A 14,695-nucleotide genomic window follows, 5' to 3' on the forward strand; every position below is an offset into this window, starting at 1 on the left:
TCTCCTTTGCTTGGGCGCTGTGCGCCCGGAATATGATCTGAGCCTGTGTTTACGCCGCAAACCTGCCCGCCAAAAGGGAACCGGCCCCAATTGGTGCTCAAATTTGATGTGATCGGGTGGAAACATGGGGCTCGCATTTCTCAACTGACAGGTTTATGTCAGTTGCAAGGGGCTAGGCAGAGGTCATCGAAACCTGGTCAACGGAGAATCAAATGACCCATGTTGCGGAAATCGTCACCTTCAGCCTTGCCAATGGCACCACAGCGGAAGAATTCGTGAAACTCAGCCAGGCGTCCGAGGCTTTTGTCCGGTCAGCCCCGGGCTTTGCCCACCGTCAACTCAGCCAGGGCGAGGATGGCCGCTGGACCGACTATGTCGTCTGGGCGGATATGAAAGCCGCGCAAGATGCCGCTGCGCAATTCATGCAGCAGGATTGCGCCGCCGCCATAATGGCGGTGATCAATCCCGACAGCGTCCAGATGCGACATGAGACTGTGCTATGGAACATGACCGCGTAACCCCGATCAGATCGGCGTGTCATGCGTCGCACTGACCGCCTGTTCGACATCATCCAGATCCTGCGCGACGGCAAACTGCACCGCGCGCAGGACATCGCGGATCGGCTCGAGGTGTCGGTCCGCACCATCTACCGCGACATGGACACGCTGGTCGCCTCGGGCGTCCCGGTCGAGGGTGAGCGCGGCGTGGGCTACATGGTGCGCGAGCAGATCACCCTGCCCCCGCTGAACCTGACACCATCCGAACTCGAAGCCCTCAACCTCGGCATGGCCATCGTGGCCGAGGCTGCAGACCCGGACCTCAAATCAGCCGCCGAGTCACTGGCGGAAAAGATCGATGCAGTTCTTCCCACGCAGGTCGTGGCCGAGGCGGAAGCCTGGAAATTCGCCGTCTACCCCTTTGCAGACGCCGCGCGCGGTCTGGCTCATATGGCCCCCATCCGTGCCGCCATCAAAGCACGACAGAAACTGCACCTGTCTTATCGCCGCATCGACGGCACCCTGACCGACCGCATCATCCGCCCATTGCACATGGAATACTGGGGTCGTGTCTGGACACTGACCGCATGGTGCGAGCTACGCGAAGGCTTTCGTGTCTTCCGCATCGACCTGATCGAATCCGTCACGCCCCAACCGGAACTCTTCACAGATGAACCCGGCAAACGCCTGAGCGACTACGACCCAAACGCGTGATCCCGGCTTCATCTGGCTAAAAATACCTCCGCCGGAGGCATGGCCCGGAACGGGCCATTCAACGTCACTTCAGATATGGCTCGGGATCAACCGACTCGAACCCCTTACGCACTTCGAAATGCACATAGGCGTTGTCGCCGCCGCGCAGCGCCGCAATCTTCTGCCCGCGCCGGACCCGATCGCCTTTCTTGACGGCAATATTATCTACATTGGCATAGACCGTCAGCAGGTCATTGTTGTGCTTGACCACGATGATCGGCACCTGATCCGCATCTGCGGTGATGGCCGCAACAGTCCCCGCCTCAGCCGCCTGAACGGATGTGCCCGGCGCGGCAGCGATATCGATGCCTTCGTTCTTGCCCTTCTCATAGGTCCGGATGATCTTGCCGGATACCGGCAATGACAGCGCCGATGTGCCTGTATTGCTGGGGGCTTCGGCAGTAACGTCCGGAGCTTCGGGCGACTCGGTCAGCGGTGCGACCTGTTCATCCGGCAGCGGCTGCGTGGCACTGGGGGGTGTCGGCGTTGGCGAGCCCTGCCCCGGCTGCGTCACGTTGGTTGCCTCAGCCGCCGGGGCCGCCGCAGCCGCGCGCGGCGCAGGCTGGTTCTTGACCGGGATCAACAGGTACTGACCTTCGCGGATCGCAAAATCCGGACCCAACCCGTTCCATTCTGCCAGCGATTCAACCGGAACCTGATAAAGGCGCGAGATCGTATAGGCTGTTTCGCCCCGTTTGACCTTATGCTGGATCGGTTCCGGCCCTGCGGGTACCGGGGCCGGCGCTGGCGCTGGGGCGGTTCGTGCCGGTTCCAGCGTCGTGGTCTGAACCGAGCCCGTCTCGGGCGCCTGATCAATGGCCGAGCCTGCGATCGAGGCGATGTCAACACCGCTCGCCGCCCCGACCGAGCGCGGCAGGGCCAGCACTTCGCCCTCACGCAACGTGTCCGTGGTCTGCAATCCGTTGAACCGCGACAGCTCGCCCTCGGGCAAACCCACGCGGGCGGCCACGTCGCGGACGGTGTCGCCCCGGCGGGCCACTACAACCTGATAGTTCGGATAGGTGATCACCCCGCGCGCATCCGGTGCCGGACGGCTGGCTGTGGCGCTTTGCGCGGCACCGGTGGTCGAAAACCCGCCGATCTGCCCCCGCAGGTCATAATCCAGCGGCCCTTCGCACCCGGCAAGAATTGCCAAGGCAGCCACCCCGGTCGCACAGCGGCGCATTGCCGATTTGGAAACTGCTCTCATCACGTCGATCCTCAACACCTGCCCCTGTTCACCGGGGTTTTGGCGATAAAACTTAAAAACCTGTTATGCCTCGTCCTTCCCAAGCCCCTCAAGCAGAGGCACGAAACGGACGGACGTCAATTCGTCGTAGTCCAGACCATCCTCGGTGCGCGTCACCTTGATCAACTGCTGCACCGCATCTGACTGTCCTACGGGTAGCACCATGATACCCCCGATTTTAAGCTGCGCCAAGAGCGGGCCCGGAGGGTCCTCAGCCGCAGCTGTCACGATGATCCGGTCAAAAGGCGCCTGTTCCGGCAAACCGAACGAGCCATCAGACAACATCGCGGTCACGTTGGTCAGACCCAACGCGCGAAACAACTGGCCTGTTTCATGCACCAGCCGCCGGTGCCGTTCCACCGTATAGACCCGGCGCGCCAACTTCGACAGGATCGCCGCCTGATAGCCCGAGCCGGTACCGACCTCCAGCACAGTGTCCCTGGGGCGCACATCCAGCGCCTGCGTCATCAGACCAACGACCGAAGGCTGGCTGATCGTCTGCCCGCAGGCGATGGGCAGCGGCATATCCTCATACGCGCGATCCGCGAACAGCCCCGTCACAAAACGGCCCCGGTCGACCTGCTCCATCGCGGCCAGCACGCGCGCATCTGTCACGCCCCGTTTGCGCAGGGCAAACAGGAACTGCATTACGGTTTCAGGGTCCAGTCCGCTCATTCGATCGACTTCAACGCCTCAAGCGCATCATGCGCCGTCAGATCCGCCCGCATCGGCGTGACCGAGATATACCCGGCAAGATTGACCGCCGCATCCGTGCCCGGCGCGGTCGGATTGTGCTGATACCCGCCCTTGATCCACAAAAACCGCCGCCCCGAAGGTGAGCTGTGCGGCTCGACCGAGAACCGCGTGTCGCGGCGAAAGCCCTGCGGCGCGGTGCGGGTGCCCAGAACCTCATCCGCCGGGACCGGCGGGAAATTCACGTTGTAAAACAGGCGGTAATCGCTTTGCTCAGCGGGGGTGGCATCCAGAATACGCCGCACCAGATCGGCCCCAAAGCGCGCTGCAGCCTCGAACGGATCGTCCAGCCCCAGATTGCGCGGCCCGAAATATTGCGACAAGGCGATTGCGGGTACGCCTTGCAAAGCGGCCTCCATCGCGCCGCCAATTGTGCCGGAATAAAGCGTATTCTCGGCAGAATTATTACCCCGGTTTACCCCGGACAGCACCAGATCGGGCGGCGTGTCCTTCATCACATCATGCAGCCCCGCCAACACGCAATCCGCCGGAGAGCCTTCGGCCGCGAAACGACGCTCGCCCAGTTTGGCGACCATCATAGGATGGGTGTAGCTGATGCAATGCCCGACGCCCGATTGCTCGAACGCCGGGGCGACAACCCAAACCTCGCCGTCCGGCCCGGCCAGGTCTTTGGCAATCGCCTCAAGCGTGATCAAACCCGGTGCGTTGATCCCGTCATCATTGGTCAAAAGAATACGCATGTGCCCGATCATCCCCACGTTTGGCCCTTGATAGACCCGCCCTTGCGTTGCGGCAAGCAAAGCGCATACGCAATCTGAGGCTTTCGCGCACCACTTTGGCGGAAATTGCGGCCTAGACCGGGAAAACGAAGCAGCGGTCGCGCCGGATGGTCAGCCACATGACGCGCCCGGGATTGGGCACAAACACGTTTGGCACCGTCACTTTCAGGATCGAGCCGTCATGGTCCATCCGAAACTCGACCAGACTTTCATTGCCCAGAAAACGCGCACGTTCCACGGTGCCGCGTGCGGCAACCCCATCGGTGGCGGTGGGCGATGGACCTTTGCCGTTGCGGTCGAAATCCAGCTTTATGTGTTGCGGGCGAAAGACGATCTCGACATCGGTGCCATCCGGGATGCCGGGGGCAAGGAACTGACCAAATGGCGTCTGCGCCAACGCGCCATTCACTTCGGCCCGCAAAACATTGACATCGCTGAAGAAAGCAACCGCCGCCTTGTCGGCTGGCCTGGTGTAGACGTTATAGGGCGCGCCTTGCTGTACGATCTTGCCACGGCGCATCAGGGCGATCTCGTCGGCCATGCGCATCGCCTCTTCGGGTTCATGCGTGACCAGCAGAACGGCGGCATCCTCTTCTTTCAGGATTGCCAGCGTCTCATCCCGGATACCGTCGCGCAGACGATTGTCGAGGCCCGAGAAAGGCTCATCCATCAGCATGATGCGGGGGCGTGGGGCCAAGGCACGAGCCAGCGCGACACGTTGCTGTTCGCCCCCCGACAATTGATGCGGAAACCCGTCGATGAAGCGCATCAGGTCGACTTTACGCAGCAACTCCTCAACGCGCGCGCGTTTTTCGTCTTTGCTGCCCTTCAGGCCGAAAGCGACGTTCTGGGCCACGCTCAGATGCGGGAACAGGGCAAAATCCTGAAACATCAGCCCGATCTCGCGCCGTTCGGGCGGCACCCGGAACACCGTGTCGCAGATCAGCTTTCCATCGACATAGATTTCGCCCGAGTCCTGCATCTCGACCCCGGCAATCATGCGCAAGGTGGTGGATTTGCCGCAACCCGACGGCCCCAGCAGGCACGTCACCTGCCCGGCCTGAATGGTCAGCGACACGTCATCGACAACGACCCGCCCTTCAAACCGGCGGACCATATTGCGAATTTCCAGACGTGGAGGAGTTGCGTCTTCTGTCACCAAGGGACCCCGTTGCCTTTCCCGATCAAAAGCATCGGGCTTGGGCGGGGATAGCAACCCCGCCCCGCAGGTTCAAGGGATCAGCAGCACCCGCCCGACGATGCAGTCTCGCCAACCGCTTCAAACGGGCTTTCGCCGCCGCAGCCATCGAAGATCCCATAATGGGTCGAGAAATCGCCGATAAAGTCGAAGTGACGCGCAAAACGCGTGTCTTTCAGCATCATCCAGGTGTTTCCGCAAACCGGAAAGACCTTGCCTTTTTCAATCGCGTGATGATCATCCAACTCGAACAGATGCGGCGCGTTGGGGATGGTGCCCTTGTAGATCACGGCCTGCCCGTAATCCTCGCAGGCCGGTTCCAGTTCGGGCAGTTTGAACAGCCGATAGGTGGCCGACAGGAAGTTCAGCGGTGCAACCCGCTGCTCCAGCACCGGGTTTTCGATGGTCAGCGGGCGATGGGTGACGCGGCGCGGATCACCAAAGCCTGCTTTGCGCGAGATCGACAGGAAATCGTTCCAATACAGCGCGCCCGACAGGCATTCGCCATACAGAACCCCATCCTCGGCCATTGCCTGAGGGATACGGCGGTCGGCGTAGACGTCCGAGAAATACATCTCGCCGCCGTCTTTCAGCAAACGATGCGCGCCCCGCAGAACGGCCTCTTTGTCGGTTGCCAGGTTGATGACGCAGTTCGAAACAATGATGTCGAAGGAACCGGGCTCCAGGTCCAGCTCGTCAAGTTTTTCGATATAGCCGTGGTGAAATTCGACATTGCTGGCCGCATATCCAAATGCCTCGGCATGATACTCCTGATGCGCGCGGGCCGCATCCAGCTGCTCGGGTGTCATGTCCACGCCAACCACCCGGCCCGTTTCGCCCACCATCGCGGACAGGGCATAGACGTCCCGACCCGCGCCGCAACCCAGATCGAGGATGCTCATCCCTTCCAGATCCAGCGGCGCGATCAGGCCGCAGCCGTAGTAGCGGGTCAGCACCTCATCGTGCAGTTTGGACAGGATACGCTTGAGGTGATCCGGCATGTCATCCGGTGTGCAGCAGGCATTGGTTTGCAGATCCGCACTGCTTTGCAGCACTTCGCCATAATAGTTCTGCACCGATTCATGCTTCATCTCAGCTTTCCTTTCGCAAACAGCTGCACCGCAGCTAGTGCACGGCTGCGCCCGGTGCAATCCGGCATCTTGGGTTTTGACGAAAGCGTGAGGGGGGATTTAACCCAACAGATCGAAATCGATCCCCGCCCGCACCCTGCCATTGACCTGAACCTCAAGCCGGTGCGCGCCGGGCACCAGCTTGAACGTCGTGGCATCTCCCTTCAGCTTGTGCCGCTTGTCCAGTCGCAGCTTTCCATCTTTCAGAACGGCTTGTTTCAACTTGTGCACCTTGGCTGAGGTTTTTCCGCCAGGGCGTTGAAAGTGAATGATATAATCCACAAGTACAGGCTGACCATCCGGGCCTTTCAAATCCACCGAGAACTCCAGTGCCTCGCCAATCCGGGCCTGCGTGTTGAGGTCAATCGTCACTGCCACGTCGGCGTCAGGATCATAGCCCAGCATCGCCATCGCCCCCGGATGACCAGCCTTAACAAGGCCCCGCAACGTGTGCGACGTCATCCAAGCCAGTTCATCCGCGTCCTGCGCGCCCGCATCCCGCCACTGTTGCAGCCGCGCCAGCACCTGATCAGGCTGTTTCTTGGAAACATCATTCAAATGGTTTGCGACCGATCGGGTGACATAGCGTGTCGGATCGCTGTGCAGCCGGTCCAGCAAAGGCAACGGATCATCCAGTTCCAGCCCGATGGCCTGCCCCCATGGCAGACGCGGACGGGTGCCTTCGCTGACCAACCGACGCACGTGATAGCTTTCATGCGCGCACCAGTCCTGCATCCGGGCCAGAACCTGATCGGGCCAGCGGTTCAGAAACGGGCGGATCGCCCACTCCATCGAAAAGCGCTGCGTGATCTCGGCCAGCAGGTCCAGCGACTGATCAGGGTTTTCCAACCCAACCGACACCACCCACTCACCCAAAGGGGCAAAGATGAAATCGCCGAAATCATCATCGGTTTTTGTCGGATCCAAAGGCGGAGGAAGCGCGCGCAGGATTACGGGCGCGACCTGCGGCAGTTCACCCGGAACAACCTCTTGCAGGCAGTCCGCGATCCACGTCATCCGCTCTTTCAACTCAAGCTCAAGCAGGCGCGACATGACCCGTGCGTGAAATGCATCCGCGTCAAAGGATGCATCGGCCTTGGCGAACAACCCCGCGAGATAACGGGTTTTTTCATCGTTAAACAGCTGGTCTTTCAGCGAAAACCCTTGCGCCATGGCTACATTGTCAGATTGGTTGCGCCACCGTCCAGCAGGATATTCTGCCCGACGATGAACCCGGCATGTTGCGAACACAGGAAGGCACAGGCGGCCCCGAATTCGGCGCGTGTGCCATAACGGCGCGCGGGGATCGTGGCCGCGCGCGCAGCACGCGCTTCATCCATCGAAATCCCTTGCTGCGCCGCCACGCCGCTGTCGAGCGAATCCGCCCTGTCCGTCGCATGAATGCCCGGCAGCAGGTTGTTGATGGTCACCCCGTTTGGCGCGACCTGCCGGGCCGTCCCGGCAACATACCCTGTCAGCCCGGTGCGTGCGGCATTCGATAGGCCAAGCACCGCAATCGGCGCACGCACGGATTGCGAGGTGATGTTGACCACCCTGCCCCAGCCCTTGTCCATCATCCCCGGCAACAGCGCTTTCATGAAGGCAATCGGTGTCAGCATGTTGGCGTCCAGCGCCTTGATGAAATCTTCGCGGTCCCAGTCTGACCACATTCCCGGCGGTGGCCCGCCTGCGTTATTCACCAGAATATCCACGCCCTGCGCGGCCTCGATCACCTGCGCCTGCCCCTGGGCCGAGGTCACATCGCAGGCCACCGTCTGAACATCCACGCCGTGGTCCGAACGAAGGCGGGCCGCTTCGGCCTCCAACGCCTCGGCCCCGCGGGCGTTCATCACCAAATCAACGCCTGCTTCGGCCAAGGTTTCGGCGCACCCAAGACCCAATCCCTTGCTGCTGGCACAGACCAGCGCGCGTTTGCCGCGAATTCCAAGATCCATTCTGATCCTCCCTGTCCTGCCTTATCTTGCACCGGCCCGACCGGAAGGACCAGACGAGCTTTGTCAGTAGAAAAACTCCTCGCGCACGATTTTTCCGTCCGCGACGTGGTAAATCGCCACCTCGCGCATATCAAAGCTTTCGCCGCTGTCTTTCACTGTGCCCTGAACCTCGAAGATCACGGCAAAGCGGTCGTCGCCGTGCAGAAACGGCCCACCAACCGTTGCGCCAGAGACGTCGTGCGCGTTTTCCCACCAATCGTGCTTGCCTCGAATGCCTTCGAGGCCCTGGGTTTCCCGGCCCATACCCGACATGTCCTGCGCCTCGACCGAAACTGCGTCAGGTGCGTAGAGCTTGCTCAGGTTTTCCTTGGCCCGGTTCTCGCGGCATCCCGCGACCAGTTCTTCGGCGATTTCTTTCAAATTCATTGGTCCACTCCATATTTTGTTCACTATATGTTCCTTCTGTCACAACCCGCCGATTCGAACCACCCCTTTGTCTTGCCTCGGCGGGATTCCCCGCCTATACGCGCGTTTATGCTTGATACCTCGAACCAACCCTCTCTGCCGCCCGAGATCGCCCGGCGCCGGACATTCGCCATCATCTCGCACCCGGATGCGGGTAAGACGACGCTGACGGAAAAGTTCCTGCTGTACGGGGGCGCGATTCAGATGGCCGGTCAGGTCCGCGCCAAGGGCGAAGCGCGGCGGACCCGGTCGGACTTTATGCAGATGGAAAAGGATCGCGGCATCTCGGTGTCCGCCTCGGCGATGTCGTTCGATTACGGGAACTTCCGGTTCAATCTGGTGGACACGCCCGGTCACTCGGATTTTTCCGAGGACACGTATCGCACCCTGACCGCCGTGGATGCCGCAGTGATGGTGATCGACGGCGCGAAAGGCGTTGAAAGCCAGACGCAAAAACTGTTCGAGGTCTGCCGCCTGCGCGATCTGCCGATCCTGACCTTCTGTAACAAGATGGACCGCGAAAGCCGCGATACGTTCGAGATCATCGACGAAATTCAGGAAATGCTAGCCATCGACGTCACGCCCGCCGCGTGGCCGATCGGCGTGGGCCGCGATTTTATTGGCTGCTATGACATGCTGCGTGACCGGCTGGAATTGATGGACCGCGCCGACCGCAACAAGGTGGCCGAAAGCATCCAGATCGACGGGTTGGACGACCCGAAACTGGCCGAGCACGTGCCCGAGCATCTGCTGGAGAAACTGCTGGAAGAGGTCGAAATGGCGCGCGAGTTGCTGCCCGCGCTGGACCCGCAAGCGGTGCTTGAGGGGCATATGACCCCGATCTGGTTCGGCTCGGCCATCAACTCGTTTGGCGTCAAGGAACTGATGGAAGGCATCGGCGCTTATGGCCCGCAGCCGCAGGTTCAGTCGGCCGAACCCCGTCAGATCGCCCCGGACGAGAAAAAAGTCGCGGGTTTTGTCTTCAAGGTGCAGGCCAATATGGACCCCAAGCACCGCGACCGGGTGGCGTTCGTACGAATGGCAAGCGGCCATTTCAAGCGTGGCATGAAGCTGACCCATGTGCGGTCGAAAAAGCCGATGGCCATTTCGAACCCGGTTCTGTTCCTCGCCTCGGACCGCGAACTGGCGGATGAGGCATGGGCCGGGGACATCATCGGCATCCCGAACCACGGCCAGTTGCGCATCGGCGACACACTGACCGAGGGTGAGGCGCTGCGTGTGACCGGCATCCCGTCCTTCGCACCGGAACTGCTGCAGGGTGTCCGCGCGGGCGATCCGATGAAGGCCAAGCATCTGGAAAAAGCCCTGATGCAATTTGCCGAGGAAGGCGCGGCCAAGGTATTCAAACCCTCGATCGGGTCAGGCTTTATCGTCGGCGTTGTCGGCGCGCTGCAATTCGAAGTGCTCGCCAGCCGGATCGAGATGGAATACGGCCTGCCCGTGCGATTCGAGGCGTCGCAATTTACCTCGGCCCGCTGGGTCAGCGGTGACAAACCCGAGGTCGAAAAGTTCGTCAACGCAAACAAGCAGCACATCGCCCATGATCATGACGGCGACATCGTCTATCTGACGCGCCTGCAATGGGACATCGACCGGGTCGTGCGCGACTATCCGGCGCTGAACCTGACGGCCACCAAAGAGATGATGGTCTGACCAAGGCTAGGGGTTTATCGCCTTGAGATACGTGGAAAAGACGTAGCCGATATACCCTTGCCTTGTGCGAACGCGCCACCACTCGCCATCGACACCCAGTCGTTCCACGATTGTACGTTCGGGCAGTGCCCCGATTTTTTCACCGCCGGGTGTGCGGCGCAAATTCAGTGTTGAAGGCGCGACACCCGTCACACGGTATCTTGGGGCCTTCGCGTCTTCGGGCATCGCGTCCGCGGCATTCAGCGGGCCGTCATCCAACGCGGCGGCGACGCTGGAGCGCAGCAACTGTCCGACTTCGTCATACCCCTTGACCGACAGGTCAAAGGCCAGCCGCACAATGTCCCATTTGCCGTTTTGCGGGACGTTCAGATTGGGCTCGACCTCGGCATGGGTCAGGATCTTGGTGGGCGTGACCAATATGTTATATTTCTCGGCCAGATCCGCCACGACCAGCATTCCCTGATCCCACTGGGTTCGCGTCATGGGATAGTTGCCGGGATCGAAAGGCGACCGTTCAGCCCCCAGCATGCAGCACAGCGACACACCAATCGCGCCCGTGTTGGCACCGCGTGTGTGCCGCGCATAGTTCGAGCTCATGGGGCGTGCATTTTCAGCAATCGACTTGTTTCCGCGCACAAGGGTACCGTCGGATTCGACTAGAATGTGATAGCTGTTCTTATCATTGGCATTGGCGCTATGCGCTCCGGCCGTCCAATGAAGATGGATGCGCTCCATATTGACATCGGGCATCCATGACGCGGGAACAACACGAGGCATTGTAATCTCCTCAATAACAAATGTAAGAACTCATAAAGTGGCGCTATCGTATCACATTTCGGCACAGGCTCAAAAACAGACCCCGCCACAATGACTTGCATGGCTTCAGACCAAGACAATCACACGCACGTTCCGACCTGGGGTATCGTGTCAATGGTGCGGGGGTCTGCCGAGGACATCCTTGGCTTTGTCGCGCACCATCTGGAGCTTGGGGCGGACCAACTATACATCTACCTTGACGAACCAAACCGGCGCGCCTTTCGGGCACTTCGCGCGCATCCAAAGGTTCGGGTCCGGCTTTGTGACGACGCGTTCTGGGTGAAACGAAAACGCACACGGCCGGAAAAGCACCAGGTCCGTCAAACCGTGCACGCCACCCATATCTACAAGCGTACCAATCTGGACTGGCTGGCCCATATCGATGTGGATGAGTTCCTGTGGTCGTCCGAGCCGATTGCGGATGTTCTGCGCTCGGTTCCGGCAGACATTCCCGGTTTTCGGGTGCGCCCGATCGAGGCGCTGGCCGGGGGCGACGACCTTTACAAAGCGCATATCCCCAAGGGGCCAGGCCGCGAGGCGCTGGTGCAGGACCTCTACCCCACCTATGGCGGGTTTGTTCTGGGCGGGTTTCTAAGCCACGTGCAGGGCAAGCTGTTCGTGCGGGCCGGATTGCCGAACCTGAGCTTTCGAATCCACAACCTGTTCCAGAACAAGAAACTGCTGCCCTGCAAAACCGAACTGCCCCAGCTTGAGCTGTGCCACCGCCACGCACCGGACTGGGACCATTGGATCGGTCACTATGATTTCCGAATGAATCGAGGCTCTTACCAGCCAGGAATGTCGCCCAATTTACCGCGCCACAAGGGCGGTCTGAGCAAAAACGAACTGCTCAGCTGGATCGAGGCCGAGCAAGGCATGGACGGGCTGCGGGCCTTCTACGCGGAGATGAGCGGTCAGAACCCGGATGTGCGTGCGCGGCTGGAACAACACGGGCTGATCCGGCACAGGCCCTTGAACCTGCCCGACAAGATCGCGAAACACTTTCCCGGAAGGGCCTGAATTGTTGCGCAAAATCCCGATTTGACGCAACCGCGTAACGTCAGACTGGTCTTCATTTGACCCTGACCTACCTTTTTGTTATGTCCGCGCCCAAAGCCGAAACGCGCCTGTTGCGCGTGGCCATCCGGGCCCGGCAGATTTTGATGCGCGGGCCAGGTCAAGTGTCCGCTTGAACCGGACATACATGACAAAGTTTAACGAACTGAACCTGAACCCGAAGGTCCTCAAAGCCATTGAGGAAGCCGGATACGAAACCCCCACTCCGATCCAGGAAGGCGCGATACCGCCTGCGCTTGAAGGCAAGGACGTTTTGGGCATTGCGCAAACCGGCACAGGTAAAACCGCCAGCTTCACGCTGCCGATGATCACCCTGCTGGCCCGTGGCCGCGCCCGCGCGCGGATGCCGCGCTCGCTGGTGCTGTGCCCGACGCGCGAGCTGGCCGCGCAGGTGGCCGAGAATTTCGACACCTACTCCAAGCACCTGAAACTCACCAAGGCGCTGCTGATCGGCGGCGTCAGCTTTAAGGAGCAAGAGGCGCTGATCGACCGGGGCGTCGACGTCCTGATCGCCACGCCGGGCCGCTTGCTGGACCATTTCGAACGCGGCAAGCTGCTGCTGACGGGCGTTCAGATCATGGTGGTGGACGAAGCCGACCGGATGCTGGATATGGGCTTTATCCCCGATATCGAGCGCATCTTCTCGCTGACGCCTTTCACCCGTCAAACCCTGTTCTTCTCGGCCACCATGGCGTCCGAGATCGAACGCATCACCGACACGTTCCTGTCCGCCCCCGCCCGGATCGAAGTTGCCCGTCAGGCCACCGCCTCCGAGACCATCGAACAGGGCGTCGTCATGTTCAAAGGTGGGCGTCGGGATCGCGAGGCCAGTGGAAAGCGCAAGGTTCTGCGTGCGTTGATCGATGCCGAGGGTGAGAAATGCACCAACGCGATCATCTTCTGCAACCGCAAGACGGATGTGGACATCTGCGCCAAGTCGCTGAAGAAATACGGCTATAACGCCGCAGCCATCCATGGCGATCTGGATCAGTCCCAGCGGATGAAAACGCTGGACGGATTCCGCGATGGCTCATTGCGTTTGCTGGTGGCATCTGACGTGGCCGCGCGCGGGTTGGACATTCCATCGGTCAGCCATGTGTTCAACTTCGACGTGCCCGGCCATGCCGAGGATTACGTGCACCGTATCGGCCGTACCGGTCGCGCGGGCCGCGAAGGTAAGGCTGTTACAATCTGCTCGGGCCGTGATGAGAAGGCGCTGGATGCGATTGAGAAGCTGATCCAGAAGGACATTCCGCGCATCGACAACCCGGTAAAGGACGAGCCGAAGCCGGACACGCCCAAGCCCGAGAAAAAGGTCAAGCCCACAGACGAGAAAAAGCGCGACCGCAAGAAGGATGAGCGCAAGCAGGACAAGCCCGCCAAGGGCCGTGGTCGCCGGGACGATACTGGCCCAGCGGTTGTCGGCATGGGTGATCATCTGCCCAGCTTCATCGCGCTGAGCTTCGACGAACGCCGCGCCAGCTAGATCGTCAGCACCAGCGTCAGTATCGAAACGCCCAGCAAACCCATCCCGGCGATTTCGCGCCGGGTGATTGTCTCGCGGAAGAACAGGATCGAGGCCAATAGGCTGAGTATCAGCTCTACCTGCCCCAGCGCTTTGACGTAGGCCGCGTTTTGCAAGGTGAAGGCCAGAAACCAGCAGAACGAGCCGCCGAGGCTGGTCAGCCCGACGAAAACGCCGGTGGATCGGGTTTCCCAGACCGCGCGCAACTCGGCCCGGTCGCGCCACAGCAGCCACAGGCCCATGCTGAGAAACTGGAACGTGACCACTGCCGCCAAGGTCACTACAGCGCGGAACCAGGCGTCAATTTCCCCGAGTTCCAAAGACGCACCGCGATAGCTGACGGCTGAGAAGGCAAACAGAACGCCAGAGCCTAGCCCCAGTTGCGATGCGCGGTTGGTCAGATGACGCCACCACGCCCCGTCCCCGCCCGGTGTTTTGGACAACAAGAGAACCGCCAGCAATCCCAACAGGATCGCGCCAAGCGCACCGGCTGAGACCTTATCCCCAAGGATCAGAAACCCGACAATTGCGGTCTGGATGACCTCGGTCTTCTTAAAGGTAATTCCCACCGCAAAATTGCGCTGTTTGAACAGGGCGACAACGCAGACCGTCGCCAATATCTGCGCGGTCCCACCGATGGCAACAAACAGCCAGAACTGCGCCGTCAGCGGCGGCATCGCCGCACCGGTCAGCCACAGCGCCACAGCCAATCCCAAAACCGCCAGCGGCATCGAATAGGCAAACCGCGCAAAGGTCGCACCAGCCGCGGACAGTTTCACACTGCTCAGCGATTTTTGCAGCATGAACCGCACCGTCTGGAACGAGGCGGCTGCGATGGTGACGGGAATCCACAAGCTCATGGC

15 protein-coding genes are annotated in these 14,695 nt (G+C 60.7%); 5 read left to right on the plus strand and 10 right to left on the minus strand.

The genetic code is table 11. The features are described from left to right. The first annotated feature begins 212 nt into the window (after positions 1-212). Together ACR0LW_RS03050 and ACR0LW_RS03055 are read left to right on the plus strand one after the other, a co-directional pair. Positions 213-518, plus strand: a complete 306-nt coding sequence (locus tag ACR0LW_RS03050; protein WP_480881536.1) for a hypothetical protein — start codon at positions 213-215, stop codon at positions 516-518. 21 nt (positions 519-539) lie between these two features. Continuing rightward, a complete protein-coding gene (locus tag ACR0LW_RS03055) occupies positions 540-1,211 on the plus strand; it encodes a helix-turn-helix transcriptional regulator (RefSeq protein WP_480881537.1) in 672 nt (223 codons plus the stop codon). Positions 1,212-1,275: 64 nt separating this feature from the next. Here ACR0LW_RS03055 and ACR0LW_RS03060 read toward each other — a convergent pair whose 3' ends face one another. The 8 genes from ACR0LW_RS03060 to ACR0LW_RS03095 all read right to left on the minus strand — a co-directional run bounded on the left by ACR0LW_RS03060 (position 1,276) and on the right by ACR0LW_RS03095 (position 8,701). Continuing rightward, the gene (locus ACR0LW_RS03060) at positions 1,276-2,460 is read right to left on the minus strand and encodes a peptidoglycan DD-metalloendopeptidase family protein (protein ID WP_480881538.1); all 1,185 of its coding nucleotides are present in this window, start codon (positions 2,458-2,460) and stop codon (positions 1,276-1,278) included. A 63-nt stretch (positions 2,461-2,523) separates the two neighbouring features. After that, the gene (locus tag ACR0LW_RS03065; protein WP_170450192.1) at positions 2,524-3,174 is read right to left on the minus strand and encodes a protein-L-isoaspartate(D-aspartate) O-methyltransferase; all 651 of its coding nucleotides are present in this window, start codon (positions 3,172-3,174) and stop codon (positions 2,524-2,526) included. Then, the gene (gene surE / locus ACR0LW_RS03070) at positions 3,171-3,953 is read right to left on the minus strand and encodes a 5'/3'-nucleotidase SurE (RefSeq protein WP_480580901.1); all 783 of its coding nucleotides are present in this window, start codon (positions 3,951-3,953) and stop codon (positions 3,171-3,173) included. The genes ACR0LW_RS03065 and surE overlap by 4 nt, the downstream gene beginning before the upstream one ends. 112 nt (positions 3,954-4,065) lie before the next feature. Then, on the minus strand, positions 4,066-5,109 hold the full coding sequence (locus tag ACR0LW_RS03075) for an ABC transporter ATP-binding protein (RefSeq protein WP_480582206.1): 1,044 nt from the start codon (positions 5,107-5,109) through the stop codon (positions 4,066-4,068). Positions 5,110-5,231: 122 nt separating this feature from the next. Then, entirely contained in the window at positions 5,232-6,281 is a 1,050-nt protein-coding gene (locus ACR0LW_RS03080; protein ID WP_480881539.1) for a methyltransferase domain-containing protein, read from the minus strand. 99 nt (positions 6,282-6,380) lie between these two features. After that, positions 6,381-7,493: a hypothetical protein gene (locus ACR0LW_RS03085; RefSeq protein ID WP_480881540.1), complete on the minus strand. Its 1,113-nt coding sequence runs from the start codon at positions 7,491-7,493 to the stop codon at positions 6,381-6,383. Between the two features lie 2 nt (positions 7,494-7,495). Next, positions 7,496-8,275 carry an SDR family oxidoreductase gene (locus ACR0LW_RS03090; RefSeq protein WP_170450182.1) on the minus strand — a complete coding sequence of 260 codons (780 nt, stop codon included), beginning with the start codon at positions 8,273-8,275 and terminating at the stop codon, positions 7,496-7,498. Between the two features lie 63 nt (positions 8,276-8,338). Next, complete coding sequence (locus tag ACR0LW_RS03095; protein ID WP_170450180.1) at positions 8,339-8,701, minus strand: nuclear transport factor 2 family protein; 363 nt, start codon at positions 8,699-8,701, stop codon at positions 8,339-8,341. A 108-nt stretch (positions 8,702-8,809) separates the two neighbouring features. On the opposite strand from ACR0LW_RS03095, the gene ACR0LW_RS03100 reads away from it, so the two are divergent. Continuing rightward, complete coding sequence (locus tag ACR0LW_RS03100) at positions 8,810-10,414, plus strand: peptide chain release factor 3 (RefSeq protein ID WP_480881541.1); 1,605 nt, start codon at positions 8,810-8,812, stop codon at positions 10,412-10,414. 6 nt (positions 10,415-10,420) lie between these two features. Here the strand turns inward: ACR0LW_RS03100 and ACR0LW_RS03105 are convergent, their stop codons facing one another. Further along, positions 10,421-11,191: an N-acetylmuramoyl-L-alanine amidase gene (locus ACR0LW_RS03105; protein WP_480881542.1), complete on the minus strand. Its 771-nt coding sequence runs from the start codon at positions 11,189-11,191 to the stop codon at positions 10,421-10,423. A gap of 99 nt (positions 11,192-11,290) precedes the next feature. Here ACR0LW_RS03105 and ACR0LW_RS03110 point away from each other — a divergent pair, with 99 nt between their 5' ends. Both ACR0LW_RS03110 and ACR0LW_RS03115 read left to right on the plus strand, forming a co-directional pair. Beyond that, entirely contained in the window at positions 11,291-12,250 is a 960-nt protein-coding gene (locus tag ACR0LW_RS03110) for a glycosyltransferase family 2 protein (protein ID WP_480881543.1), read from the plus strand. Between the two features lie 184 nt (positions 12,251-12,434). Next, a complete protein-coding gene (locus ACR0LW_RS03115; protein ID WP_480580892.1) occupies positions 12,435-13,793 on the plus strand; it encodes a DEAD/DEAH box helicase in 1,359 nt (452 codons plus the stop codon). On the opposite strand, the gene ACR0LW_RS03120 is transcribed toward ACR0LW_RS03115, so the two are convergent. After that, entirely contained in the window at positions 13,790-14,692 is a 903-nt protein-coding gene (locus ACR0LW_RS03120) for an EamA family transporter (RefSeq protein ID WP_480881544.1), read from the minus strand. The two genes, ACR0LW_RS03115 and ACR0LW_RS03120, sit on opposite strands and share 4 nt — an antisense overlap. Positions 14,693-14,695 lie beyond the last annotated feature (3 nt).

Source organism: Ruegeria sp. N4 (assembly GCF_056531425.1).

What these genes read in the sequence shown, in the direction of transcription:
- ACR0LW_RS03050 (WP_480881536.1), top strand. Translation starts at nt 213, where the DNA reads ATGACCCATGTTGCGGAAATCGTCACCTTCAGCCTTGCCAATGGCACC.
- ACR0LW_RS03055 (WP_480881537.1), top strand. Translation starts at nt 540, where the DNA reads ATGCGTCGCACTGACCGCCTGTTCGACATCATCCAGATCCTGCGCGAC.
- ACR0LW_RS03060 (WP_480881538.1), bottom strand. Translation starts at nt 2,460, where the DNA reads ATGAGAGCAGTTTCCAAATCGGCAATGCGCCGCTGTGCGACCGGGGTG.
- ACR0LW_RS03065 (WP_170450192.1), bottom strand. Translation starts at nt 3,174, where the DNA reads ATGAGCGGACTGGACCCTGAAACCGTAATGCAGTTCCTGTTTGCCCTG.
- surE (WP_480580901.1), bottom strand. Translation starts at nt 3,953, where the DNA reads ATGCGTATTCTTTTGACCAATGATGACGGGATCAACGCACCGGGTTTG.
- ACR0LW_RS03075 (WP_480582206.1), bottom strand. Translation starts at nt 5,109, where the DNA reads ATGGTCCGCCGGTTTGAAGGGCGGGTCGTTGTCGATGACGTGTCGCTG.
- ACR0LW_RS03080 (WP_480881539.1), bottom strand. Translation starts at nt 6,281, where the DNA reads ATGAAGCATGAATCGGTGCAGAACTATTATGGCGAAGTGCTGCAAAGC.
- ACR0LW_RS03085 (WP_480881540.1), bottom strand. Translation starts at nt 7,493, where the DNA reads ATGGCGCAAGGGTTTTCGCTGAAAGACCAGCTGTTTAACGATGAAAAA.
- ACR0LW_RS03090 (WP_170450182.1), bottom strand. Translation starts at nt 8,275, where the DNA reads ATGGATCTTGGAATTCGCGGCAAACGCGCGCTGGTCTGTGCCAGCAGC.
- ACR0LW_RS03095 (WP_170450180.1), bottom strand. Translation starts at nt 8,701, where the DNA reads ATGAATTTGAAAGAAATCGCCGAAGAACTGGTCGCGGGATGCCGCGAG.
- ACR0LW_RS03100 (WP_480881541.1), top strand. Translation starts at nt 8,810, where the DNA reads ATGCTTGATACCTCGAACCAACCCTCTCTGCCGCCCGAGATCGCCCGG.
- ACR0LW_RS03105 (WP_480881542.1), bottom strand. Translation starts at nt 11,191, where the DNA reads ATGCCTCGTGTTGTTCCCGCGTCATGGATGCCCGATGTCAATATGGAG.
- ACR0LW_RS03110 (WP_480881543.1), top strand. Translation starts at nt 11,291, where the DNA reads ATGGCTTCAGACCAAGACAATCACACGCACGTTCCGACCTGGGGTATC.
- ACR0LW_RS03115 (WP_480580892.1), top strand. Translation starts at nt 12,435, where the DNA reads ATGACAAAGTTTAACGAACTGAACCTGAACCCGAAGGTCCTCAAAGCC.
- ACR0LW_RS03120 (WP_480881544.1), bottom strand. Translation starts at nt 14,692, where the DNA reads ATGAGCTTGTGGATTCCCGTCACCATCGCAGCCGCCTCGTTCCAGACG.